Below are 22,687 nucleotides of genomic sequence, written 5' to 3'. Positions count from 1 at the left end.
CGGGTGATCCTATTTGATTTTCCTATAGGATTCTGGCCATGCTCCACGATAGATTGGGTCCTGTCAAGCAGAGGGGAGCGACGGATGCTCGAGGGGCAGTATCTCGACTCGCTCGGCGCTGCGGCCGGGGCCCCGCGGCCCACCGAGGTGCACCAGCATCTGCGCGGGCTGATCATGTCCGGCGCGATCCCGCCCGGTCGTCGCATCAACATCGACGACGCCGCTCGACAGCTCTCCGTCTCACCGACGCCGGTGCGCGAGGCGCTCGCCGGGCTCGAGTCGGAGGGTCTCGTGGTGAAGGTGCCGCTGCGGGGCTACCGCACCACCGAGCTGCTCACCCGCGACGAGCTGATCGAGCTCTACGAGCTGCGCATGCTGCTCGAGCCGGCGGCCGCGGCCTCGGCGGCCCGGCGTCGCGAGGAGGGCGATCTCGCCGCGTTCGACCGGGAGCTGGAGACGCTCAGCGGGCATCCGGCCGCCCTGCCGGCGGGGGCCCTGTCGGCGCACGACGAGCGGTTGCACGGCCTGGTCTTCGACACCGCGGGCAACCGGCTGATCAGCCGCACCTACGCGCGCACCCACTGCCACCTGCACATCTTCCGGCTCTCCTACGCGGGCAGCTACGGGCACGGAACCCTCGACGAGCACGTGGAGATCGTCCGGGCGATCCGCGACGCCGACCCGGAGCGGGCCGCGGAGACGATGCGGGAGCACCTCGACCGCTCGCTCGGCCGGGTGCTCGACACGGTTGCCGGCGGGCGCGCCGAGCGCACGGAGCCCGGCCGCCGCTAGGGGCGGCGCCGTCCGGGGCGCCACCGCGCCGGCCGCTGCCGACGCCGCCAGCGCCGCCGGGGCCGCTACCGCGCCGGGTGCCGCTGCTGCACGATGCCCTGCAGCACCGCCGCCGCGGCCCCGCGCGCCCAGTCCTCGAACGCGTGCGGCCGCAGCACGATGCGGCAGCGACCGGCGGCGCCGAAGGCGTGCGCCTCGAACGCGGCCCGCAGCCGCTGGTCGTAGAGGTCGTAGTCCGACACGGCCTCGCCCGTGATCAGCACGATCTCGGGCCCCGTGAGGTTCGCGACCGTCGCGATCGCGGTGCCGATGACGGTGCCCGCGCGGTCGAAGACCTCCACGGCCGAGGGGTCGCCCTCGTGCGCGAGCGCCACCGCCTCGTCGATCGTGGCGACCGGATGCCCGTCCCGCACCCCGCCCGCCTCGGCCACCGCGCGCACGATCGCGCCGGTCGACGCCACCGCCTCGACGCAGCCGCGCCGACCGCAGGTGCAGACGAAGCGCTCGGACGTCAGCGGCAGGTGCCCGATCTCACCCGCCACCCCGAAGGCGCCCTCGACGACCTCGCCGTTCACGTGCAGCCCGCAGCCGATGCCGCTGCCGATCGTGATGATGGCGAACGAGCTGGTGCCGACCCCCTCGCCGAACCAGTGCTCGGCCACGGTGAGCGCCCGCACGTCGTTCTCGATCAGCACCGGCAGGCCGAGCCGTTCGGTCAGCGCGGCGCCGAGGTGCTCCCCGGTCCAGCCGAGCAGAGCCGACTCGCGCACGACCCCGTTCCTCGAGTCGACGTCGCCCGACACCGAGACCCCGACCCCGGCCAGCCGGTCGCGCCGGTCGCCGAGCAGGGCGCAGAGCCGCTCCGCGATCTCGGCGACGCCCTCGACCACCGCGTCGAACGAGGCGCCGACCGGCTGATGGGCCGACACGAGCATCCGCGCCCCCAGGTCGGTGGCGACCCCGATCACCTCGCCCGGGTTGACCTTGATGCCGAGCACCACGAGCGAGGCGGGGTCGACCTTGATCGGGTTGGCGGGCCGGCCGCGGGGGCCGCCGCGCGGTGCCGGATCGTGGTCGACGATCAGCCCCGCGGCGATCATCGGCGCGACCGCCTTCGTCACGGCCGCCTGCGAGAGGCCGGTCGCCTTGGCGACGTCGGTGCGCGAGAGCGGTCCGTGGGTCAGGATGCCCGTGAAGATGTCGACGGCCGCCGGCGACGCAGCGCCGAGCACGCGCAGCGCCTCGCCCGCCCGCTCGCCGATCCGCACGCTGCTCATCGCGACCCTTCCGTCGTGCACCCCATTCTGCCGGTCGCGGGGCCGCGACGGGCGGCGGCGCGGATGACCGCGCCGCTCGACCCGCTAGCCGTCGATCCTCACCAGGTCGAACACGACCGCCTGGGCCGGGTCGAGGGTCGGCAGCGGCACCCCGGCCACGACGAGCACCGATCCCGGCAGCTCGATCCCGCCGGCCCGCGCAGCGTCGAACCACTCCGGCCCCTCGCCCTGGTGCAGCGCCGTCTCGCCGAGCTCGTCGCGCACGGTCACCCGATACCGGGCCGAGGCGTCGAGCCCGGGCATCCGCACCCGCCCCGACTGCCCGGGAGCCGAGGTGCCGAGCCGCGCCCAGACGTAGAGCGCCCGCGAGCCGTCGGCGGCCACGCTGCCGTGCAGCAGGGTCTCCTCGTCGGGCAGCTCGGCGTGCACCCGGCGCCCGGTGGCGACGAGCGAGCGGATCTCCTTGTAGAGCCCGCCCCAGCGCCGCAGGGCGGCCAGCTCCTCGTCGGTGCAGCGCGTGATGTTCCACTCGATGCCGGCCGAGGCGAACAGCGCCGTGGCGAGGCGGAACGACAGATCGGTCGAGCGGTGCGTGGTGTGCGAGCGCTCCGCGCCCACGTGCGAGCCGAGCAGCTCCGGGGGCAGCAGCAGCTCCGACCAGCGCTGGATGCGCTGCCGCTCGATCGGGTCGTTGCAGTCCGAGGTCCAGACGCGGTCGGTGCGCGCCAGTACGCCGAGGTCTGCCCGGCCGCCGCCCGACGCGCAGGACTCGATCTCGAGCGCGGGGAAGCGGCTGCGCAGTGCGTCGAGCAGGGCGTAGAGCGCCAGGGTCTGCGCGTGCACCCCGGGCGCTCCGCCGGCGGTCCGCCGGGTGGCCTCCATCAGGTCGCGGTTGTGGTCCCACTTGAGGAAGTCGATCGCGTAGCGCTCGACGAGGTCGGAGACGGCTTCGAGCAGGTAGCCGAACGCATCGGGGTGGGCGATGTCGAGCACGTACTGGTGCCGGCTCGAGGTGCCGAGACCGGCCTCCGGGCCGAGCACCCAGTCGGGATGCGCGCGCGCCAGCTCGGAGTCGAGGTTGATCATCTCGGGCTCGAACCAGAGCCCGAACTGCATCCCGTGCGACCGCACGCGATCGACGAACGGGTCGAGCCCCTCGGGCCAGACGCCCTCGTCGATCTGCCAGTCGCCGAGCCCCGCCCGGTCGTCGCGGCGGCCGCGGAACCAGCCGTCGTCGAGCACGATCCGCTCGACGCCGATCGACGCGGCCCGGTCGACCAGGTCGATCAGCCGGGGCAGCTGGTGGTCGAAGTAGACCGCCTCCCAGGTGTTCAGCACGAGCGGCTGGGCGCCCGGGCGGCGGCGGTCGGCCCGCACCCGCTCGTGGAAGCGGTCGGCGACCCCGTCGAGGCCGTCGCCCGACCAGGCGAACAGCACGTCGGGCGTCGAGTACGTCTCGCCGGCGGCGAGCCGGAGCTCGCCCGGCCGCACGAGCTCGCCTCCGCCGAGCACCGCGGAGGCCGCTCCCGCGCCCTCGGGCAGGCGCTCGACGAACCAGCGCTGGTCGCCGCTCCAGGCGACGTGCATCGCCCAGACCTCGCCGTGCCGCGCTCCGAAGCCCGCGGTGCCGACCGCCATCAGGTAGGGCGAGTCGACCCCCGGCTTGCCGCGGCGCACCTCGCGGGCGTGCAGGCCGTCGCGCACCGGGGTGCGCTGCGGCTCGCGCTCGCGGCTCCACTTGCCGGTGAAGTCGAGGATCTCGGTGGCCCGGGTGGGCAGCGGCAGCTGCTCCACGAGCCCGGCCAGGTCGTAGGGCGCCTCGCCCTCCGCCGCGGTCGAGGTGATCGTCGACGACAGCCTCACGAGGCCGCTCGGTTCGAGGGCGACCCGCTGGCGGATGGCCAGGCCGCTGACCGGGTCGTCGAAGTCGAACTCGATCGAGCCGCCGCCATCCGAACCCCCCGGGGCGCCGGCGGGAACCACGTCGACGTGCCGCAGCACCGGCCGGGGCGTCGTCGCCCCGCCCGCCCGATGCCCGCTCAGCCCGGGCACGCCCGACCAGTCGTGCCGCTCTCCGGGCAGCAGCGGGAACCGCCGCGCCACGTCGGGGGCGTTGTGCAGCCGGGCCGTGCCCGCGGTCAGCCGGAGCGCCTCCAGCTCGTCGTCGGAGAGCGGACCGAGGTCACGGCCCCAGTGCAGCACCGACGGAGCATCACCCGTCGCATCGACGACGAGGGACACCCCCGCCGCGCGCAGGTGGGGGATGCGGTGGGGTGCAGAGCTCATCTCGTCCTTCTCCGTCGAATTATTTGACAGCATCAATTATTGCTACTTATGCTGACTGCGCAACTCGTGCAAGACCTATCAGATGGGCGAGATCAATGGCGATTACAGCGTCTCGCGGCACCCGCGCCGCGAAGAGCACCCGTGTCAGGGGGCGGGGAGCGATCAATTCGCACTCCCCGGCCCACCGGCACGACGGGCGGTTGGCCTGGGTGCTGATCGCCCCGGCGCTCGTGGGCTTCCTGGTGTTCTTCCTGTACCCCACGCTCCGCGGCATCTACCTCAGCTTCACCGACTTCAAGGTGCTGACGCCGCCCACCTTCACCGGCTTCGACAACTTCGTGCGGCTGTTCGGCGACCAGGTGTTCTGGTCGTCGCTCGGGGTCACGGTCTACTTCGTGCTGCTCAGCGTGGTGTTCGGGATGACCGTCTCGCTCGTCACCGCGGTGGTGCTGCACCGCCTCACCTCGAACACCGTCGTGCGCGGCATCATCATCCTGCCGTTCCTGATCTCGGGCGTCGTCGCCGCGACCACCTGGTCGTGGATGCTCGACTCCCAGCTCGGCGTCGTGAACATGCTGATCGAGCAGCTCACGGGCGAACCGATCATGTTCCTCGGATCGCGGGCCTGGGCCATCCCGTCGATCGCCATGATCAGCGTCTGGAAGTCGATGGGCTACAACGCGATCATCATCTTCGCCGGGCTGCAGACCATCCCGCCGACCATCTACGAGGCCGGCCGCATCGACGGGGCGAACGAGGTCCAGATGTTCCGGCGCCTCACGCTGCCCCTTCTCCGCCCCATCCTCGCCATGGTGCTCGTGCTGACCGTGATCGGCTCGTTCCAGGTGTTCGACATCGTCGCGGTCACCACCAAGGGCGGGCCCGCCAACGCCTCGAACGTGCTGCAGATGTACATCTACGACAAGGCCTTCGGCCAGTTCGACTTCGGCTACGGCGCCACGATGTCGCTCGCGCTCTTCGCGATGCTCATCATCATCACCTTCCTGCAGATGCGGCTCATGCGGGCGAGCGAATCGGACACCAACTGATGACCACCATCCTGAAGCCCACCCCCCGGGTCACCACCGAGCTGCTGACCACGCCCGAGCGGCCGAGGTCGCCCCGCGGCCGCACCCGATCCCGGTTCTCCCCGGGCCGAGCCGTGGCCTGGCTCTACATCGTGATCGTGCTGGTGGTGACGGTGTTCCCGTTCTACTGGATGCTCCGCACCGCCTTCTCGAACAACTACTCCCTCATCCGCGACCCGGGCTCCCTGCTGCCGGTCGACTTCACCTGGGGCGCCTTCGCCCGGGTGCTCGGCCTCGCCAGCCAGGAGCAGTCCCTCGCCGAGGGCGGCTCGGGCGCCTCGATCCAGATCCTGCACTTCCTGCTCAACTCGGTGATCTACGCCACCGTGCAGACCGTGGCGATCGTGTTCTTCTCGACCATCGCGGCCTACGCCTTCGCCCGGCTGCGCTGGAAGGGGCGGGACCTGATGTTCTCGATCTTCCTCGCGGCGCTGATGGTGCCGGGCATCCTGACCCTGCTACCGAACTTCGTGCTCGTGAAGGACCTGGGGCTGCTCAACACCTTCGCCGGCATGATCCTGCCCACCGCCCTGTTCTCGGCGTTCAACATCTTCTTCCTGCGCCAGTTCATGCTGGGGCTCAGCGAGGAGATCGAGGAGGCGGCGCTGATCGACGGCGCCGGGCGGCTGCGGGTGCTGTTCCGGATCACCCTGCCGATGACGTCGGGGCCCATCATCACGCTGTCGATCCTCGGCTTCATCACCGCGTGGAACGACTACTTCTGGCCGCTGCTGGTGACGAGCGACGACTCGGTGCGGCCGCTGACGCTGGCGCTCGCCGTGTTCAAGCAGTCGTCGCCGCAGGCCTCGCCCGACTGGGCCGGGCTGATGGCGGCCACGCTCGTCGCCGCGCTGCCGATGCTGCTGCTGTTCCTCGTCTTCGGCAAGCGCATCGTCAACTCCATCGGGTTCACGGGGCTGAAGTGACCGGCGACCTCTCCCTGATCGAGCGCCCCCGCGCCGACGCCCTGCGGCTCGGCTGGGCCGAGCCCGCCACCGAGTGGGTCGAGGCCACCCCGGTCGGCAACGGCCGCACCGGCGCCATGGTGTTCGGCGGGCGCTCCGGCACCCGGCTGCAGCTGAACGACTCCTCGGTCTGGTCGGGCACACCCGCGTCGGGAGCGCAGGCCCTGGATGCGCTCGTCGCGGCCGGGGCGGGCCCCGAGCGCCTCGCCGAGGTGCGCAAGGCCATCGACCGCGGCGACTACCGCGAGGCCGAGCGCCTGCTCTACTCCTTCGAGGGGCCGTGGAGCCAGGAGTTCCTGCCGCTCGGCGACGTGGTGATCACCGAGATCCCGGATGCTCACCGCGCCGACCCTGGTCGGGCCGCCGCACCGGCGCCGTACGCCCGCGAGCTCGACCTCGACGACGCGATCCTGCGCGAGAGAACCGGCGTCGACGGATCGCGCACGACCCGCACCGTGTGGGCGTCCGCCCCCGCGGGCTGCCTGCTTGTGCACCTCAGCTACGACGTACCGACCGACGTGGAACTCGCGCTCTCGACGCCGTTGCGGCTGGAGCGCACGAGCGCGGGTGCGGGTGCGGGTCGGGGCACCGGTGCGCCTGCGGGTGCCGCCGCGGGGGTGGATGACGGCGCCGACGACCGCTCGGGCGTCGCCTCGCTCGCCCTGGGCGTGCGCCTGCCGGTCGACGGCGCCCCACTGCACGAGGAGCAGGTCGCCGAACCGCTGGTCTACCGCGACGAGCGGGAGGCCGCCACCGCGGAGTACGACCCCTACGCCGCGATCGCGGTGGCGGTGCGGAGCGACGGCGTCGCCACGGCCGACGGCACGGGCATCCGCCTCACCGGCGTGCGCCGAGCCCTCGTGGCGATCGCCACCGACAGCACCGGCCGGCGCTGGTGGCAGGGCGCCGACGGGCCCCTCACCGAGGCCGCCCGCCCCACCCTCATCGCCGACACCCTCGAGCTCGCCGAGCGGGCGGCCGACGCCGCCCCGGCCGAGCTGCTCGCCGCGCACCTCGACGACGTGCGCCCCCTGCTCGGGGCGTCGACACTGCGCCTCGGCGCCCGCCGGGCCGGCCTGTTCGACGTCGACCGCGACCTGCTGCACGGCGACGACGACGCCCTGACGGCCACCGTGCTGACCCAGTTCGGTCGCTACCTGCTGGTCGCCTCCTCGCGCGCCGGCTCGCCGCCGGCGAACCTGCAGGGCATCTGGAACGACGAACTGCGCCCGCCGTGGTCGTCGAACTACACGATCAACATCAACACCGAGATGAACTACTGGGCAGCCGAGTCGAGCGGGCTCGCCGCCTGTCACGGCCCCCTGCTCGACCTCGTCGACCGGCTCGCCGTCACCGGCGCCGAGACCGCGCGCCGCCTCTACGGCACCCGCGGCTGGGTGGCCCACCACAACACCGACCCCTGGGGCTACTCGCTGCCGGTGGGGGCCGGGCACGGCAACCCGTCCTGGGCCATCTGGATGATGGGCGGCCTGTGGCTCACCGATCACCTCTGGCAGCACTGGCGCTACGGGCTCGACGAGACCTTCCTGCGCGAGCGGGCCTGGCCGGTGCTCGTCGGCGCCGCCGAGTTCGCCCTCGACTGGCTGGTCGACGACGGGCGCGGGGGTCTCCGCACCGTGCCGTCGACCTCGCCCGAGAACCTGTTCGGCGGGCCCGACGGGCACGCCGAGTCGCTGGCGCAGTCCGCCACGATGGACGTCGCGCTGATCCGGGCGCTGTTCGGCCGGGTGACGGAGGCGGCCGGGGTGCTGGGGCTCGAGCATCCGGTGCTCGCCGAGATCGGGGCGGCGCTGCCCCGGCTCGTGGGTTTCGCCGCCACCGCCGACGGCCGCTTGCGCGAGTGGGGCGCCGACCTCGTCGAGGTCGACCCCGACCACCGGCACATGTCGCAGATGATCGCGGTCTACCCCCTCGGACTGATGGACACCGCGCGCACCCCCGAGCTCGCCCGGGCCGCCGTGGCGACCCTCGACCGGCGCGGCCCGGGGGCGATGGGCTGGTCGTGGGCCTGGAAGATCGCGCTGCGGGCGCGGCTCGGGGACGGTGAGACCGCGCGCGAGCTGCTGCGCGAGGCGAGCGCCCCGTTCGAGCGCGACCACCGTCGGCTGGCTCCCGTCGACGGCTCGGAGTGGGGCGGCCTCTTGCCGAACCTGTTCTCGACCCACCCGCCGGTGCAGCTCGACGGCAACTTCGGCTTCGCGGCGGCGGTGCGCGAGCTGGTGCTCGGCACGGCGGAGGGGACCGTGCGGCTGCTGCCCGCGCTCCCCGAGGCGTGGGGCGAGGGCGAGCTGCTCGGCGCGCGCCTGCCCGGGGCCCTCGCGGTCGACCTGCGCTGGTCGTCGGGCCGCCCGGTCGAGGTCGTCGTGCGGCGCCTGGCCGAGGCCGCACCGCGGGTGATCGACGTCGAGCTGCGGGGCCGGCGGATGCGCGTGCCGCTCGACCCGGACGAGACCGTGCTCGACCTCTCCGCCCTCGTGCCGACCGCGGCGGGGGTGCGCTGATGCTGGTGGACGCCCCGCTCGAGGTGCTGCGTGAGTACCGCAGCAGCCAGACCGTGCCCGACGACTTCGACGAGTTCTGGAGCGAGACGCTGGCGGGTGCCCGCGCGGCGGGCGGAACGGTCATCCGGACGCCCGTCGACACCGGCCTCGTGGGGGTCGACGTGTTCGACCTCACCTTCCCCGGCTTCGCGGGCGACCCCGTGCGCGCCTGGCTGCGACTGCCCCGGATGCGCGACCGCCCGCTCGGCGCCGTCGTGCACTTCACCGGCTACGGTGCCGGGCGCGGCGCCCCGATCGACGACCTCCTGGTCGCCACCGCCGGCTACGCCCACCTCGTGATGGACACCCGCGGACAGGGCGACGGCGGAACGGTCGACCCCGGCTTCGAGCCCATCGCGCCGTCGGGCTTCCTGACCCGCGGCATCACCGACCCGCACTCGTACTACTACCGCCGCGTCTTCACCGACGCCGTGCGGGCGGTCGACGCCGTGCGCGGCCTCGACGAGGTCGACCCCGACCGGGTGGCCGTCGCGGGAAACAGCCAGGGCGGCGGCATCGCGATCGCGGCCGGCGTGCTCTCCGAGGGCGTGCGCGCCGTGCTCGCCCAGGCGCCCTTCCTCGCCGACCTGCCCCGGGCCGTCGGCGCCACCGACCGCTACCCCTACCGCGAGATCGCCGAGCTGCTCACCCGGGCCCGCCACCTCGAGGCGACGGTGCTGCACACGCTCGCCTACGTCGACACCGTGAACCTCGCCACCCGCGCCCGGGTGCCGGCCTGGTTCTCGGCCGGGCTGATGGACGACATCACCCCGCCCTCCACCGTGTTCGCGGTCCACAACGCGTGGGCCGCCGACCGCCACATCGTCACCTGGCCGTTCAACGGCCACGACGCAGGCGGGTCGGACGATCTCGCGGGTGCCCTCCGGGTGCTCGCCGGGACCGTCGGCCCGGCCTGACCTGCCCTGCCCTGCACATCATGATCGAAGAGGAACCATGAGAACGAGAAGACTGATCCCCGCCCTGGCCGTGCTGGCCCTGGCCGCACCGCTCGCCGCCTGCTCCGCGGGAGGCGGCGGGGGAGACTCCGCCGGCGGCACCGTGAACTGGTGGACCTGGGACGAGAAGCAGGCCGTGTCGTACAAGGAGTGCCTGGCCGGCTTCGAGGAGGAGAACCCCGGCGTCACCGTGAACATCTCGCAGTACGGCGTCGACGACTACTTCACCAAGCTCACCGCGGGCTTCGTGGCCGGCAACGCGCCCGACGCCTTCCAGAACAGCGTGCAGTTCTTCGACGCCTACGCCAAGCAGGGGCAGCTCGAGCCCCTCGACGACTACATCGCGAAGAGCGACTACGACCTCGGCGTGTTCAACGTGGGCGTCGAGAACTGGAAGTACACCGACGGCAAGCAGTACGCGCTGCCCCTGGACTGGGCGGCCAGCGCCATCTACTTCAACGAGGACATGGTGACCCAGGCCGGCTACACGGCCGACGACATCGCCTCGATGACCTGGAACCCCGACGACGGCGGCACCTTCGACACGATCGCCACGCACCTGACCATCGACGAGAACGGTGTGCGCGGCGACGAGCCCGGCTTCGACAAGACCAAGGTCGCCACCTACGGCATCGGCAACCTCGGCACCGAGGACTACATCGGCCAGACCACCTGGAACCCGATCATCTCGACCACCGGCTGGAAGATCGGTGAGCCGGCGGCCTGGGCGACGAAGTTCCGCTACGACGACCCCGACTTCATCAAGACGATGGACTGGGTGCGCAGCCTCTCCGACCGCGGAATCGCCCCGAAGCTCGGCGAGTTCACGATCGGCGACACCGAGCAGCTCGGCTCGGGCAAGGTGGCCATGGCCTCCGGTGGATCGTGGTCGGCGACCACCTTCGCGCAGCTGCCGGGCCTGAAGGTCGGCATCGCGCCCACCGTGCTCGGCCCCGACGGCACCACCCGCTCGATGATGTCGAACTCCAACGGCAACGAGCTCTGGGCCGGGTCGAAGAACAAGGACAACGCCTGGAAGTGGATCTCCTACATGGGTTCCGAGGACTGCCAGACCAAGGCGGCCCTGAAGAGCGGCTCGTTCTTCCCGTCGATCCCCGGCGCCATGGACGCGGTCGCGGCCGACCAGCTGAGCAAGGGCGTCGACCTCGGCGTCTTCGTCGACGCGGCGAAGAACGGCTGGATCTACCCCGCCTTCCCCTCGGCCAACGGCTCCGAGATGGGCACCACGATCCAGCCGCTGATGGAGGCGTTCTTCACGCACGAGCGCGACGACGACGTCTTCCCCGAGATGGCGGCGACGTCGAAAGAGATCCTGGCCGGGTGATCGCCTCCGGCACGGGTGAGGATGCGCGGCTGACGCTGAGGACGCCGGCCTCGGTCGACATCTTCACGCGCATCCTCACCCACGGGCCGATCGGCCGGGTCGACGTCGGCCGGCAGACCGGACTCTCGCAGGCGGCCGTCACCAAGACGGTGGCGCCCCTGCTGCTGGACGGCATCGTGGCCGTCGACCGCCCCCTGGCCGGTGCCGCCCTGACCGGGGCGGCGCCGGGCCGGCCGGTGCACCCCCTGCGGGTGGTGCCGTCGGCCCGGCTGGTACTCGGCGTGAAGGTGAACCCCGACGAGGTGATCGGGGTCGCCACGGGGATGACCGCCGCGATCCTGCACGTGGCGCGGCGACCGCTCGGCTCGACCGATCCGGCGGCCGTCGTCGAGGCGGTCGCCCAGGTCGCCGAGGAGCTCGGGGGGCTGCTCGGCGACCGGGTCGATCGGCTGATCGGGCTGGGTGTCGCCGTGTCGGGCGACGTGGACGCCGCGACCGGGATCGTGCGGGACTCGCCACTGCTGGGCTGGCGGGGCGTGCCGCTCGCGCATCCGCTCGCCGCCCGGCTCGGCGTGCCCGTGCGGGTCGACAACGACGTGCGGGCGCTCACCATCGCGGAGCACTGGTTCGGTGTGGGCCGCGACTCGGGCTCGTTCGCGGTCGTGACCATCGGCTCGGGCATCGGCTGCGGGCTCTATCTGAACGACGACGTGGTGTCGGGCGCGCACGGGGTCGCCGGCGAGCTCGGTCACCTGCCGCTGGCGTCGCTCGACGCGGTCTGCGTCTGCGGGCGGCGGGGCTGCGTCGAGGCGGTGGCCTCGTCGGGGGCGGTGCTGCGGGCGGTGCGCACGGTGACGGATGCTCCCCGCCTCACCCTCGCCGAGGCCGCCGCGCTGGCGCGGGAGGGTGTGCCCGGCGCCGTGGCGGCCTTCGACCGCGCGGGCACCGCGATCGGGGCGGCGCTCGCCGTCGTGGCGAACCTCACCGGGCCCGACACGGTGCTCGTGGCGGGCGAGGGCATGGCGGAGTTCGAGCTGTACGAGCGGGCCATCCGCTCGACCTTCGCGGCGCACGCCTTCGGAGCGGCGGCCGACTGCGTGCTGGTGACCCGGGCGCACAGCTTCGAGGACTGGGCGCGGGGAGCGGCGGCCTCGGTCATCCGCGCCGCGGTGCGGCAGGAGTTCCAGCCGACGTTTTCCGGATAGCGGCAACTTTTTCGGGTCAGCGCTCCGAATCCCTGGCGCGACTGCGTAGCAGAATGACCGGGAGCGACGACGGAGGCCGAGATGAGCAGCACACCGATCGACCCGGGGGACTCCCTCGGCGACGACAGCGAGGTCCTCTGGCAGCTCGAGTACGGCACCGACTCCGCCGGCCCGCGGCTGGGAGCTCTGCCCGACGAGCCGCTTCTGTGATCGTCGACGAGGCGCACACGGCCCGGTCGGTGCCCGAGGCCGAGGCGCTGCTGTCGCGGGTGTTCGCTCGGGGGCGCATCCGGCCCGTCTCGGTCGGGTTCGGGTTCGGATCGGGGTCGGGGTCGCTGTCCGGCGACTCGTCCTCGTCGGTCGCCGCGTCGGCCTTCGAGTTCCGGCAGCACGTCACGGCGGACGAGCGGGTGGCGCTCGCCCGGCTCCAGGCCGCGCGCCCGGTGGAACTGTCGCTCGACTTCGACCGGGTCGTCAGCATCGGGCACCTCCGGCACGGGCAGTCGCGGCCCGCCGCGGCGATGGTGGCGTCGTCGGCAACGTCGGCGTCGGCGCAGGCGTCGGCGTCGGCGCAGGCGTTCCTCGTGCGGCGGCGGGAGCCCGTGTCGTGGCCGGAGGGGTCGCAGCTCGTGCTGGCGAACCTCGACCTGAACGCCCTCGCCCGCTCGGCCGGCACGGAGCCCGGCTCCGCGCGATTCCGCCCCGAGCGCCTCGAGCCGCTCAGCCCGGCCCACGCGCTGCACCTCCGGTACGCCCTGGACTACGCGACCAGCGTGTTCAGCGACCCCGCGCTGCTGCGCAGCGACCTGATCCGCGGTGCGGCGGCCGACGCCCTGCTCGCGTCGGCATCGCTGATCTTCCCGACCGATCCGGGCACCGACCGCGCCCAGGGCGGCGCGGTGCTGTCGGCCACCCTGCGGCGAGCCGTGCGGTACATCGAGGACCATGCTCCCGAGCCCGTCACCACGTCGGACGTCGCCGCTGCCGCCCGGATCAGCGTCCGAGCCCTCAACGCCGCCTTCCGCCGGAGCCTCGGCACGACCCCCACCGGCTACCTCCGCACGGTGCGACTCTCGGGCGCCCACGACGACCTCGCCGCCGGAAGTCGCGACAGCGTGGCGGTCGCCGAAGTCGCACGGCGCTGGGGCTTCGCCCATCTGGGCCGCTTCGCGCAGCAGTACCGCGCCGCCTACGGCGAGCTCCCGCGCCAGACCCTCAGCGCCTGAGGCCGACCGGTCGCGGCTCGGGTCCCGCTACTCGACCGGCTGCGCCTCGGGGTGGGGCTCGCCGCTCAGGAGGCGGCGCATCTCGTCGGGGGTGGTGGCCGCGGCGCGGTAGCGGGCCATCAGCGCCGCGTTCGCCTCGTAGTTCGGGCCCTCGCGCAGCTCGGCGACGTGGTGCAGCGCGTAGACGCGACCCTCGTGCCGCCGTGGCGGTTCGCCGAGCAGCGTCTCGTGGGCGACGTGCCAGGCGGCATCCTCGAATCCCCAGCCGCGGAACCGCTCGTCCTGCCCGCCGTGGCTCGCCCAGGTGGCGGGGGTGGTGACGTACACGCCCGAGCACGCTCCGCGCACGACCTCGTGGTCGCAGTCGTCGAGCGGCACCCCGGCAGCGTGCTGCGCCGTGCCGGCCGCGCCCAGCCAGCGGTACTCGGTGTAGGGCAGGTGCACGCGGCCCGAGGTGGCCGCTGCGGCGATCGCCTCGCGCAGCGCCGCACCCTCGGGGATGGTGTCGGCGTCGCCGATCACCACGACCTCGTCGGGGTCGGCGAGCCGCCCCACCCCGAGGTTGCGGCAGCGCGCCAGGTTGAACACCTCGTCCTCGGAATCCACGATCAGCACCGGCACGTCGCCGAGCTCCGCGCGGTACCAGGCGATCACCGCGTCGAAGGCGGCGAGGCGGGAGGGCTGCGGCCTCCACGGGATGACGATCGTGACCATGCTCCGACAATAGGGCCCCCGGCCGCGCTCTCCGAACGGCGTCCTTTCCCGTGCGGCCGGCGCCTGGCATACGGTGGGCGGATGGCGACGGTGGTGAGCGTGGAGGCCGTGTTCGACGCGGCCGCGGAGGCGGCGGTGCGGGAGGAGTGGGCGGCGCTCGCCGCGGCCGGGATGTCGAGTCTCGCGGCGCACACCTCGGCGAGCAACGCCCCGCACCTGACGCTGGCCGTGCGGCCCGCCGAGGGCGGGTTCGGGCCGTTCGCGCTGCCCGAGGAGGTGGCGTCGCTGCTGCCGCTGCCGGTCGTGCTCGGGGCGCCGATGCTCTTCGGCGCGGGCGACCGGCGGGTGCTCGTGCGCTCGGTTCTGCCGAGCGCGGGCCTGCTGGCGCTGCACGCGGCGGTGCACGCCCACCTCGCCCACCCCGGCGGTTCTGTTGCCGTTCCCGGTGAGGATGCTCCGCACACCCGCCCCGGGGAGTGGACGCCGCACGTCACGCTCGCCCGCCGCCTCCGCCTCGAGCAGGTCCCGGCCGCGCTCGCCCTGCTCGGCCCCGACATCCCCGCCCAGATCGTCGCGCTCCGCCACTGGAACGCCGACACCGCGACGGTCACGCCGCTGGAGTGAGGCCGAGCCTCTGAGTGCCCTCCGAGATCGTCAGCTGTCGCCCAGTGCCGGTTAGCGTGGAACCTCGACGAAGGGAGACCCCATGTGGTTCCTCATCATCCTCGGGGCGCTCGGCGCCCTGGTCGCGGGCATCGGCACGGCGCAGGGCCTCCGCCGGCGCCGCACGGGCGACTACTCCGAACGGCTCGATCCTCGTGACGTCCCCGGTCGCGGCCACACCGACGGCCAGGCGGCGGCAGGCGTGAGCCATCACGTGCGGTCCAGCGGGTCCGCCGGGTGGAGCATCTGAGATTGTTCACCCGTTCGTAACCGGAGGGTGCGAGCATCCGCTCATGTCGAGCTCTGAGCCCTTCCTGCCCGTCGGCGATCCGCGCGATGCCGAGGCCGACGAGGCCGCACGGGAGCGTGACCTCGCCGGCGACCCGCTGGACGACACCGCGTCCGACGTCGACGACGAGGCGGCGGTCGACGATCCCGATGCCGACCGCGCGGCCGGTGAGCAGCGGATGCACGCCGAATCGACCCCGTTCCGCCGGCCCAGCCCGGGCGATCGCCTGAGCGCCGACGAGCTGGCGGCCGACCTCGGCGACGACGCCGAACGCGACGCCTGAGAGCTCCGGGAATCGGAGCCAACTCACGGTTCCGCGGCGTAGCGTGAGCTGACCGGAGCGGCTGCGCAGCAGACGGCCGTCGGTTCCTCGGAAGAAGTGATGCCAGATGGCTCGTAACCAGAAGCGCTGGGCGGTCGCGATCGCGGCCCCGGCCGTCGTCGCCGTGGTCGTGGCGGGAGGGGTGCTCGCCACCTCCGCCTCGGCCGACCTGCCCGAGAAGACGCCCGAGCAGGTGCTCGAGCTCGCGGCCCAGGCCGACGTGCAGACGTTCTCGGGAACGGTCGAGCAGAGCTCCGAGCTGGGCCTGCCCGACCTGTCGGGCTTCGGCGGTTCGACCGGCGGCAGCTCCGACGGCAGTGGCACCGCGGCCGACCGGGGCCTCTCGCCCGAGTCCGCGCTCGAGCTGCTCACGGGCAGCCACGAGGCCCGGGTCTACGCCGACGGCTCCGACAAGCTGCGCGTGCAGGTGCTCGACCAGCTGGCCGAGCGCGACGTCGTGCGCAACGGCGACGACGTCTGGCTCTACGACTCCAGCGACGACTCGGCGGTGCACACGACGCTCCCGACCCGCAGCGACGACTCGAGCGACGAGGGCGCCGCCACCCCCGGCACCGTCCCCACCCCGGCCGACGTCGCCCAGCGCTTCCTCACCGCCGTCGACCCGTCCACCGACGTCTCGCTCGGCGCCGACACCTCCGTCGCCGGACGCGACGCCTACGACCTTGTGCTCACCCCGCGCACCGACACCACCCTGGTCGGCTCGGTCTCGATCGCGGTCGACTCCGAGACCGGCATGCCGCTGCAGGTCGAGGTGCTGGCGCGCGGAGCCTCCAGCCCGGCGTTCGAGGTCGGCTTCTCGTCGCTCTCGCTCGACACCCCGTCGGCCGAGCTCTTCGACTTCAGCGCCCCCGACGGCACGACGGTGACCGAGAAGGCCCTGCCGACGAAGAGCGACGCGCCCGATGCCTCGGCCGCGCATCCGGAGCCCGTCGTCACCGGCGAGGGCTGGGGCAGCGTGGTCGAGCTGCCGGTCGGCACCGACACCGCCGAGCTCACCTCGTCGCCGCTGTTCTCGCAGCTGACCACGAAGGTCGACGGAGGCAGCGTGCTGCAGACCACACTCGTCTCGGTGCTGCTCACCGACGACGGCCGCGTGTTCGCCGGAGCGGTTCCGGCCGACGCACTGCAGGCGGCCGCCGCGGCGGCACCCGCCGGCGGCGCCGCGACCGCCCCCGCGACCCCGGCCGAGTGACGGCGGCCCCGGCCGCCATCCGCACGAGCGGCCTGACCAAGCGCTTCGGCCGCCAGACGGTGGTCGACGGGGTCGACCTCGACGTTCCGGCGGGGGCGGTCTTCGGCTTCCTCGGGCCGAACGGCTCGGGCAAGACGACGACGATCCGCATGCTGCTCGGGCTCGCCAGCGCGACGGCCGGCGAGATCTCAGTGCTGGGCGAGCGGATGCCCGACCGCCTCGGCACCGTGCTCCCCGACGTCGGCGCGCTGATCGAGGGCCCGGGCTTCTACCCCTTCCTCTCGGGCGCCGCCAACCTCGCGCGGCTGGACGCGGCCGACGGCTGGGCGCCCCGCACGACCCGCCGCGCCCGCGTGGCCGAGGCCCTCGACCGGGTCGGCCTCACGCAGGCCGGCGGCAAGAAGGTGCGCGCCTACTCGCTCGGCATGAAGCAGCGGCTCGGCATCGCCAACGCGCTGCTGATGCCTCGGCAGTTGATCGTGCTCGACGAGCCCACCAACGGCCTCGACCCGCAGGGCACCCGCGAGGTGCGGGGGCTGATCCGCTCGCTGGCCTCGACCGGCACGACCGTCTTCGTCTCGAGCCACCTGCTCGCCGAGATCGAGCAGATGTGCACCCACATCGGCGTCATGCGCGGCGGCCGCCTGGTGGCGCAGGGCACGATCGACGAGCTGCGCGCGGCCGGCCAGGCGACGCTGCACCTCGCGGTGGCGGCTCCGGATGCGCGGCTCGCCGTGAGCACGCTGGCACCCCTCGGCCTCGTGGTGACAGCGGCGACGGCGCCCGACCGCTCCCCGGCGCCCGACCGCGCCCCCGCTCCTGACGGCGCCGCCGCCCGTGACGGCGCGGTGGACGCGCCGCACGGCCCCACCGCCGACGGCGACACCGCCCTGGTCGCGCCGTTCCCTGACGGGCTCGCGCCCGAGCACGTGGTGGCGGCACTCGTCGGCGCCGGCGTGCGTGTGCGCGGCGTCGCGGTCGACCGCCCCTCGCTCGAGGACAGCTTCGTCGCCCTCACCGGGGAGGGTTTCGATGTCGTCCAGTGACCCGACCGCCGTGCGCTCGTCCCGGCGGGCCCTCGGCTGGGGCTTCTTCCTCAGCGAGCTCGGCGTGCTCTTCCGCCGTCGTCGCACCCAGGCCATGCTCGGCGCGCTGGCGGCCGTGCCGATCCTGATCGCGGTGGCCATCCGTGTGACCGGCGGCGACGGGCGCGGCCCCGCGTTCCTCGACCGGATCAGCCAGAACGGCCTCTTCGTCGGCATGACCGCGCTCGTGGTCTCGATCCCGCTGTTCCTTCCGCTGACGGTCGGCGTCGTGGCCGGCGACTCGGTGTCGGGGGAGGCCTCGACCGGGACGCTGCGCTATCTGCTGGTCTCGCCGGTCGGGCGAATCCGCCTGCTCGTGGTGAAGTTCGCCTCGGCGGTGGTGTTCTGCCTCGCCGCCACCCTCACCGTGTCGGTCGCCGGCCTCCTCGCGGGCGCAGTGCTCTTCCCGATCGGCCCCGTCACTCTGCTCTCGGGCGACACGGTCGACGTGGGCGAGGCACTGCTGCGCGCCCTGCTCATCTCGGTCTACGTGGCGCTCGGTCTCCTCGGCCTGGCGGCGATCGGCCTCTTCATCTCGACGCTGACGGATGCCCCGGTCGGCGCCATGGCCGCCACGGTCGTCGTGGCGATCCTCTCGCAGGTGCTCGGCCAGCTCTCGCAGACCGAGCTGCTGCACCCGTTCCTGCCGAGCTACCACTGGCTCGACTTCGCCGACCTCCTCCGCCAGCCCATCGACTGGAGCTCGTTCGCCGGCAACGCCTGGCTGCAGCTGGCCTACGTCGCGATCTTCGGCGCCCTCGCCTACGCCCGCTTCGCCACGAAGGACGTGCTCTCCTAGGAGCCCCTGCCTTCCTGGAAACCCGTGGCGCGCTCAGGCGAGTCGCCGCGTCGGCCACTGCGCCAGGTCGGCCTCGAGCAGGGCCGGATCGCGCTCGGGCGGCACCTCGTCGAGGATGCTCAGCGCCACGATGCGGTCGACCCGGAAGCCGCGGATCGCCCCGCGCAGCCGGCACCAGCCGATCATCAGCCAGGCGTCGCCCGCGCGCAGGAGCCCGAGCGCCTCGACGTCGCGCTCGGTGCGACTGCCGTGATCGGTGCTGCCGTCGGGGTGCTCGCCGAGGTAGCCGAGGTGCACCACACGCCGTACCGCGATCACGTCGGAGAGCAGCCCGAACGGCACCGTCTCGTCGGAGGGCGAGGCGGTCTCGATGGTGTGCATCGTCTGCAGCATCTGCCGCACCGAGCCCCGGTGCTCGTCACTCATCACCGCGTCGATCTTGGCGCGCGCCCGGCGCGCGGCCCCCTGGTAGGGCGAAGTCTCGAGCAGGGCGAGCCCGGCGAGGGTGGCGATGGATTCGGCCGCCGTGAGGTTGAGCGGCGGGAGCGAGTACTCGCGCAGCACGGAGTACCCGCCTCGCACGCCGTGGTCGGCGTAGATCGGCACGCCCGCCGATTGCAGCGCGCCGATGTCGCGCTCGATGGTGCGCCGCGAGACCTGCAGCTCGGCCGCGAGCCGGGCGGCCGACAGCGGCAGCCGGGCCGCCCGGAGCAGGTCGACGAGGGCGTACTGCCTTTCGGCTCGTTTCATGGCGCCAGTCTCCCAGCGACGACCGACATCGCACCGGCTCGCCCGGTGCCCGTCAGCCCTCCTCGGTGCGCAGGCTGCGCTGGCCGCCCACCGACCACACCCGGCTGACCCGCCCGTCGGGCGCGAAGTCGAACACGTCGACCCCGCCGAGCCGCACGTCACCGGCCTCCATGTCCCAGATCAGCCGGCCGTGCTCGCCGTCGAGGGCGGAGGACAGCCGCGTGAACACCACACCCGGGTGCTCCCGGTGCCACCAGGCGAGGTACCGCACGAACTCCTCGGCGGTGCGGATGTCGTCGGCCGGCGTCGACCCGTCGGTCTCGGTCACCGCGAAGCGGATGCGGAAGTCGTCGGCGCAGAGCTGCCGTGCGAGCTCGCCGTCGGAGTTCCACATGACGAGCCACCGATCGAGAGCGTCACGGGCAGTGTCGGTGGGGGCGGTGGCGGTGGGGCTGTCGGTGGGGAAGGCGTCGTTCCTGAGTGTCATGCGATCCAGGATGCGCGCCCTCGGCGACAGCTGTGTGTCGGTGTTCTGGCGGTGTCGGTCGTCTGGCGAGCTGTCCGATCAACCCAGGGCGGGCACCCGCTCGCCGGGGGGCGGGTCGGCCGGGGCCGTGCCGTCGCCGAAGGGGCGGCCGCCGAGCTCCTCGCGGTGGTGCGGAGTCAGCCATCCCCGCGCATCCGGCCCCTTCGGGATGACGCCGGTCGGGTTGATGTCGCGGTGCACCACGTAGTAGTGCGCCTTGATCTGCGCGAAGTCGATGGTGTCGCCGAAGCCGGGAGTCTGGAAGAGGTCGCGGGCGTAGGCCCAGAGCACCGGCAGCTCGCTGAGCTTCTGTCGGTTGCACTTGAAGTGCCCGTGGTAGACGGCGTCGAACCGGGCGAGAGTGGTGAACAGGCGCACGTCGGCCTCGGTGATGGTGCTGCCGACGAGGTAGCGCTGGCGGCCGAGTCGCTCGCTCAGCACGTCGAGGCGCTCGAACAGGGCGTCGTAGGCCCGCTCGTAGGCTTTCTGCGACCCGGCGAAGCCCGCGCGGTAGACCCCGTTGTTGACGTCGCGGAAGATCTCCGCGTTCAGGGCGTCGATCTCGTCGCGGAGGCGCTCGGGGTAGAGCTCGGGGGCGCCGGGGCGGTGGAACTCGGTCCATTCGGTGGAGAAGTCGAGCGTGATCTGCGGGTAGTCGTTCGTCACGACCATCCCGCTGGAGACCTCGACGATCGCGGGCACGGTGATGCCTTTCGGGTAGTCGGGGAAGCGGGCGAAGTAGGCCTCCTGCAAGCGCTCGATGCCGAGCACCGGGTCGCGCCCGTCGGGGTCGAGGTCGAAGGTCCAGCTGCGCTCGTCGTGGGTCGGGCCGGGCAGACCGAGCGAGATGGCCGACTCGAGGCCGAGCAGGCGGCGCACGATCACCGTGCGGTTGGCCCAGGGGCAGGCCCGCGCGGCGACGAGGCGGTAGCGGCCGGACTCCACGGGCCAGCCGTCTCGGCCGTCCCGGGTGATGCGGTCCTCGATGTAGGCGGTGTCGCGGGTGAACTCCCCGGGCTGAACGTAGCTCATGATCGAACCCTAGGCCCCCTCGGCCGGGGTCGCCCGCGACCGTGAGGAGTGCATCAGTTTTCGCTCAAGAACAGCGCAGGACCGCCCAAGGAATCGGGGTCGCGGCGGTCCGGGCGTCGCAGGAAAATGCCAGATCAGCACTAACGAATGCCGAGCGAGCCACTGCCGGCCGGATGCCCGGGGAGGCCCCGTCGGGCGCTGTGGACATCGCGTCGGGGGGTCGGTAACGTGCTCATCACCCCCCAACCGGACGTGCCGCCTCCTCACCCGAGGCGCCGTCCCCGGCATCCCCCGGTGCCGACGAGGTGGTGCGAACGGCTTTTACCCTGGCAGACCCGATGCCGCCGCTCGCACCACCTCCCCTTCCCCGGCCGGCCCACCGCGAATGGCGATTACGCTTCTCAGGTGACCCGCACCACCGATCGTCCCCGTCTCGCCCGACTGCCGCGGGACGTGCTGGTGCTCGGGGTGATCGCCTTCTTCGTGATGCTCGGCTTCGGCGTGGTCGTGCCCGTGCTGCCCGTCTACGTGCGCAGCTTCGGCGTCGGCTATCTCGAGGTCGGCGCCGTCGTCTCGGCCTTCGCCGTGATGCGCCTCGTGGCGAACCCCTTCGTGGGCCGGCTGATCGACCTGCTCGGCGAACGTGTCGTGCTGGCGGTCGGCATCGGCATCGTCGCCCTGTCGAGCGCCCTGGTGGGGCTCGCCGACAACTACCCCGCCGTGCTGCTGCTGCGCGGGGCCGGCGGCATCGGCTCGGCCATGTTCTCGGTCGCCGCGATGACGCTGCTGCTCGCCACCACCGACCCGGCGCTGCGCGGCCGCGCGGTCGGCTTCTACCAGGGCGGCTTCCTGATCGGCGGCATGGCCGGTCCGGCCGTCGGCGGCCTGCTGTCGGGCATCTCGCTGCACGCGCCGTTCTTCTTCTACGCCGCGACCCTCGTGGTGGCGGGCGCGGTCGGCTTCGCGCTGTTGAAGCGCCGCACCCGCGATCCCGACGCCGTTCCCGAGCCGCCACGGCCCTTCCGGCAGGTGCTCCGCGACCGCGGCTACCAGTCGGCGCTGCTCGCGAGCCTGGCGCAGGGCTGGTCGGCGATGGGCGTGCGCAGCGCCCTCGTCCCGGTGCTCGTCGTCGAGGTGCTGCACGAGAAGCCCGCCGTCACGGGTGTCGCCTTCGCCGTGGCTGCGGTCGCCCAGACGCTGGCGCTCGCTCCGGCCGGTCGCTTCGTCGACACGGTGGGGCGCAAGCCCGCGATCATCGGCGCCTTCGCGGTGGGCGCGCTGGTCATGATCGCCATCCCGCTCGTGTCGTCGATCTGGCTGCTGATCGCGCTGCTGTCGGTCTACGGGGTGGCGGCGGCGTTCATGGGCACGGCACCCGCCGCCGCGGTGGGCGACGCGGCCGGGGCCCGGGGCGGGCAACCGGTCGCCGTGTTCCAGGCGGTGGCGGATGCCGGTGCCATCGTCGGACCGCTCGCCGCCGGGCTGCTCGTCGACGCCTTCGGCTACGAGGCGGCCTTCGCCTCGGCCGCGATCCTGATGGGGGCGGCGGCACTGTTCGCGCTGCGTATGCCCCGACGGGCATCCGTCGCCTGA

Annotated in this window: 22 protein-coding genes; 16 read left to right on the top strand and 6 right to left on the bottom strand. The window is 73.1% G+C overall.

Going from position 1 to position 22,687, the window contains the following annotated elements:
- Nucleotides 1–84: 84 nt before the first annotated feature.
- The gene (locus NVV95_RS05960) at nucleotides 85–792 is read left to right on the top strand and encodes a GntR family transcriptional regulator (RefSeq protein ID WP_259485623.1); all 708 of its coding nucleotides are present in this window, start codon (nucleotides 85–87) and stop codon (nucleotides 790–792) included.
- Nucleotides 793–857: 65 nt separating this feature from the next.
- Here the strand turns inward: NVV95_RS05960 and NVV95_RS05955 are convergent, their stop codons facing one another.
- Nucleotides 858–2,069, bottom strand: coding sequence for an ROK family transcriptional regulator (locus tag NVV95_RS05955; RefSeq protein WP_259485622.1), 1,212 nt, complete (start codon nucleotides 2,067–2,069; stop codon nucleotides 858–860).
- A gap of 84 nt (nucleotides 2,070–2,153) precedes the next feature.
- A complete protein-coding gene (locus NVV95_RS05950) occupies nucleotides 2,154–4,355 on the bottom strand; it encodes an alpha-galactosidase (protein ID WP_259485621.1) in 2,202 nt (733 codons plus the stop codon).
- 209 nt (nucleotides 4,356–4,564) lie between these two features.
- Between NVV95_RS05950 and NVV95_RS05945 the strand changes: the two genes are divergently transcribed.
- The 8 genes from NVV95_RS05945 to NVV95_RS05910 all read left to right on the top strand — a co-directional run bounded on the left by NVV95_RS05945 (nucleotide 4,565) and on the right by NVV95_RS05910 (nucleotide 13,701).
- Nucleotides 4,565–5,404 (top strand): carbohydrate ABC transporter permease, encoded by an 840-nt coding sequence (locus NVV95_RS05945; RefSeq protein ID WP_310796055.1) that lies wholly within the window; start codon nucleotides 4,565–4,567, stop codon nucleotides 5,402–5,404.
- On the top strand, nucleotides 5,404–6,369 hold the full coding sequence (locus tag NVV95_RS05940; protein WP_259485619.1) for a carbohydrate ABC transporter permease: 966 nt from the start codon (nucleotides 5,404–5,406) through the stop codon (nucleotides 6,367–6,369). The genes NVV95_RS05945 and NVV95_RS05940 overlap by 1 nt, the downstream gene beginning before the upstream one ends.
- A complete protein-coding gene (locus NVV95_RS05935; RefSeq protein WP_259485618.1) occupies nucleotides 6,366–8,930 on the top strand; it encodes a glycosyl hydrolase family 95 catalytic domain-containing protein in 2,565 nt (854 codons plus the stop codon). Before NVV95_RS05940 ends, NVV95_RS05935 begins: the two co-directional genes overlap by 4 nt.
- Nucleotides 8,930–9,886, top strand: a complete 957-nt coding sequence (locus tag NVV95_RS05930) for an acetylxylan esterase (RefSeq protein ID WP_259485617.1) — start codon at nucleotides 8,930–8,932, stop codon at nucleotides 9,884–9,886. The genes NVV95_RS05935 and NVV95_RS05930 overlap by 1 nt, the downstream gene beginning before the upstream one ends.
- A gap of 37 nt (nucleotides 9,887–9,923) precedes the next feature.
- A complete protein-coding gene (locus NVV95_RS05925; protein ID WP_259485616.1) occupies nucleotides 9,924–11,270 on the top strand; it encodes an ABC transporter substrate-binding protein in 1,347 nt (448 codons plus the stop codon).
- Complete coding sequence (locus tag NVV95_RS05920; RefSeq protein WP_259485615.1) at nucleotides 11,267–12,475, top strand: ROK family protein; 1,209 nt, start codon at nucleotides 11,267–11,269, stop codon at nucleotides 12,473–12,475. The genes NVV95_RS05925 and NVV95_RS05920 overlap by 4 nt, the downstream gene beginning before the upstream one ends.
- Nucleotides 12,476–12,556: 81 nt before the next feature.
- Nucleotides 12,557–12,685: a hypothetical protein gene (locus NVV95_RS05915; protein ID WP_259485614.1), complete on the top strand. Its 129-nt coding sequence runs from the start codon at nucleotides 12,557–12,559 to the stop codon at nucleotides 12,683–12,685.
- Nucleotides 12,682–13,701 (top strand): helix-turn-helix transcriptional regulator, encoded by a 1,020-nt coding sequence (locus NVV95_RS05910; protein ID WP_259485613.1) that lies wholly within the window; start codon nucleotides 12,682–12,684, stop codon nucleotides 13,699–13,701. The genes NVV95_RS05915 and NVV95_RS05910 overlap by 4 nt, the downstream gene beginning before the upstream one ends.
- A 27-nt stretch (nucleotides 13,702–13,728) precedes the next feature.
- Here NVV95_RS05910 and NVV95_RS05905 read toward each other — a convergent pair whose 3' ends face one another.
- Nucleotides 13,729–14,415 carry a calponin homology domain-containing protein gene (locus tag NVV95_RS05905; protein WP_259485612.1) on the bottom strand — a complete coding sequence of 229 codons (687 nt, stop codon included), beginning with the start codon at nucleotides 14,413–14,415 and terminating at the stop codon, nucleotides 13,729–13,731.
- Between the two features lie 81 nt (nucleotides 14,416–14,496).
- Between NVV95_RS05905 and NVV95_RS05900 the strand changes: the two genes are divergently transcribed.
- From NVV95_RS05900 to NVV95_RS05875, 6 genes are all read left to right on the top strand, one after another.
- Nucleotides 14,497–15,039 carry a 2'-5' RNA ligase family protein gene (locus tag NVV95_RS05900; RefSeq protein ID WP_259485611.1) on the top strand — a complete coding sequence of 181 codons (543 nt, stop codon included), beginning with the start codon at nucleotides 14,497–14,499 and terminating at the stop codon, nucleotides 15,037–15,039.
- Between the two features lie 82 nt (nucleotides 15,040–15,121).
- Complete coding sequence (locus NVV95_RS05895; RefSeq protein WP_179546643.1) at nucleotides 15,122–15,328, top strand: hypothetical protein; 207 nt, start codon at nucleotides 15,122–15,124, stop codon at nucleotides 15,326–15,328.
- A 43-nt stretch (nucleotides 15,329–15,371) separates the two neighbouring features.
- A complete protein-coding gene (locus NVV95_RS05890) occupies nucleotides 15,372–15,650 on the top strand; it encodes a hypothetical protein (RefSeq protein ID WP_259485610.1) in 279 nt (92 codons plus the stop codon).
- Nucleotides 15,651–15,756: 106 nt separating this feature from the next.
- Nucleotides 15,757–16,902 (top strand): LolA family protein, encoded by a 1,146-nt coding sequence (locus NVV95_RS05885; RefSeq protein WP_259485609.1) that lies wholly within the window; start codon nucleotides 15,757–15,759, stop codon nucleotides 16,900–16,902.
- A complete protein-coding gene (locus NVV95_RS05880) occupies nucleotides 16,899–17,948 on the top strand; it encodes an ABC transporter ATP-binding protein (RefSeq protein WP_259485608.1) in 1,050 nt (349 codons plus the stop codon). Before NVV95_RS05885 ends, NVV95_RS05880 begins: the two co-directional genes overlap by 4 nt.
- A complete protein-coding gene (locus NVV95_RS05875) occupies nucleotides 17,935–18,786 on the top strand; it encodes an ABC transporter permease (protein WP_259485607.1) in 852 nt (283 codons plus the stop codon). Before NVV95_RS05880 ends, NVV95_RS05875 begins: the two co-directional genes overlap by 14 nt.
- Nucleotides 18,787–18,819: 33 nt before the next feature.
- Here the strand turns inward: NVV95_RS05875 and NVV95_RS05870 are convergent, their stop codons facing one another.
- The 3 genes from NVV95_RS05870 to NVV95_RS05860 form a co-directional block, all read right to left on the bottom strand.
- The gene (locus NVV95_RS05870; protein ID WP_259485606.1) at nucleotides 18,820–19,536 is read right to left on the bottom strand and encodes a helix-turn-helix transcriptional regulator; all 717 of its coding nucleotides are present in this window, start codon (nucleotides 19,534–19,536) and stop codon (nucleotides 18,820–18,822) included.
- Between the two features lie 52 nt (nucleotides 19,537–19,588).
- Complete coding sequence (locus tag NVV95_RS05865; protein ID WP_259485605.1) at nucleotides 19,589–20,023, bottom strand: nuclear transport factor 2 family protein; 435 nt, start codon at nucleotides 20,021–20,023, stop codon at nucleotides 19,589–19,591.
- A 78-nt stretch (nucleotides 20,024–20,101) separates the two neighbouring features.
- Complete coding sequence (locus NVV95_RS05860) at nucleotides 20,102–21,094, bottom strand: glutathione S-transferase family protein (protein ID WP_259485604.1); 993 nt, start codon at nucleotides 21,092–21,094, stop codon at nucleotides 20,102–20,104.
- A gap of 405 nt (nucleotides 21,095–21,499) precedes the next feature.
- Here NVV95_RS05860 and NVV95_RS05855 point away from each other — a divergent pair, with 405 nt between their 5' ends.
- On the top strand, nucleotides 21,500–22,687 hold the full coding sequence (locus tag NVV95_RS05855) for an MFS transporter (RefSeq protein ID WP_259485603.1): 1,188 nt from the start codon (nucleotides 21,500–21,502) through the stop codon (nucleotides 22,685–22,687).

This window comes from Herbiconiux gentiana (assembly GCF_024978135.1).
In the GTDB taxonomy this organism is placed as follows: Bacteria; Actinomycetota; Actinomycetes; order Actinomycetales; family Microbacteriaceae; genus Herbiconiux; species Herbiconiux gentiana.
The sequence above is the reverse complement of the archived record's forward strand: the minus strand, read 5'-3'. Positions and strand labels throughout refer to the sequence as shown.

Excerpts from the sequence above, each read along its gene's own strand:
- NVV95_RS05865 (WP_259485605.1), bottom strand. The coding sequence starts at position 20,023 with ATGACACTCAGGAACGACGCCTTCCCCACCGACAGCCCCACCGCCACC.
- NVV95_RS05875 (WP_259485607.1), top strand. The coding sequence starts at position 17,935 with ATGTCGTCCAGTGACCCGACCGCCGTGCGCTCGTCCCGGCGGGCCCTC.
- NVV95_RS05925 (WP_259485616.1), top strand. The coding sequence starts at position 9,924 with ATGAGAACGAGAAGACTGATCCCCGCCCTGGCCGTGCTGGCCCTGGCC.
- NVV95_RS05900 (WP_259485611.1), top strand. The coding sequence starts at position 14,497 with ATGGCGACGGTGGTGAGCGTGGAGGCCGTGTTCGACGCGGCCGCGGAG.
- NVV95_RS05870 (WP_259485606.1), bottom strand. The coding sequence starts at position 19,536 with ATGAAACGAGCCGAAAGGCAGTACGCCCTCGTCGACCTGCTCCGGGCG.
- NVV95_RS05940 (WP_259485619.1), top strand. The coding sequence starts at position 5,404 with ATGACCACCATCCTGAAGCCCACCCCCCGGGTCACCACCGAGCTGCTG.
- NVV95_RS05930 (WP_259485617.1), top strand. The coding sequence starts at position 8,930 with ATGCTGGTGGACGCCCCGCTCGAGGTGCTGCGTGAGTACCGCAGCAGC.
- NVV95_RS05915 (WP_259485614.1), top strand. The coding sequence starts at position 12,557 with ATGAGCAGCACACCGATCGACCCGGGGGACTCCCTCGGCGACGACAGC.
- NVV95_RS05960 (WP_259485623.1), top strand. The coding sequence starts at position 85 with ATGCTCGAGGGGCAGTATCTCGACTCGCTCGGCGCTGCGGCCGGGGCC.
- NVV95_RS05895 (WP_179546643.1), top strand. The coding sequence starts at position 15,122 with ATGTGGTTCCTCATCATCCTCGGGGCGCTCGGCGCCCTGGTCGCGGGC.
- NVV95_RS05885 (WP_259485609.1), top strand. The coding sequence starts at position 15,757 with ATGGCTCGTAACCAGAAGCGCTGGGCGGTCGCGATCGCGGCCCCGGCC.
- NVV95_RS05890 (WP_259485610.1), top strand. The coding sequence starts at position 15,372 with ATGTCGAGCTCTGAGCCCTTCCTGCCCGTCGGCGATCCGCGCGATGCC.
- NVV95_RS05950 (WP_259485621.1), bottom strand. The coding sequence starts at position 4,355 with ATGAGCTCTGCACCCCACCGCATCCCCCACCTGCGCGCGGCGGGGGTG.
- NVV95_RS05955 (WP_259485622.1), bottom strand. The coding sequence starts at position 2,069 with ATGAGCAGCGTGCGGATCGGCGAGCGGGCGGGCGAGGCGCTGCGCGTG.
- NVV95_RS05905 (WP_259485612.1), bottom strand. The coding sequence starts at position 14,415 with ATGGTCACGATCGTCATCCCGTGGAGGCCGCAGCCCTCCCGCCTCGCC.
- NVV95_RS05860 (WP_259485604.1), bottom strand. The coding sequence starts at position 21,094 with ATGAGCTACGTTCAGCCCGGGGAGTTCACCCGCGACACCGCCTACATC.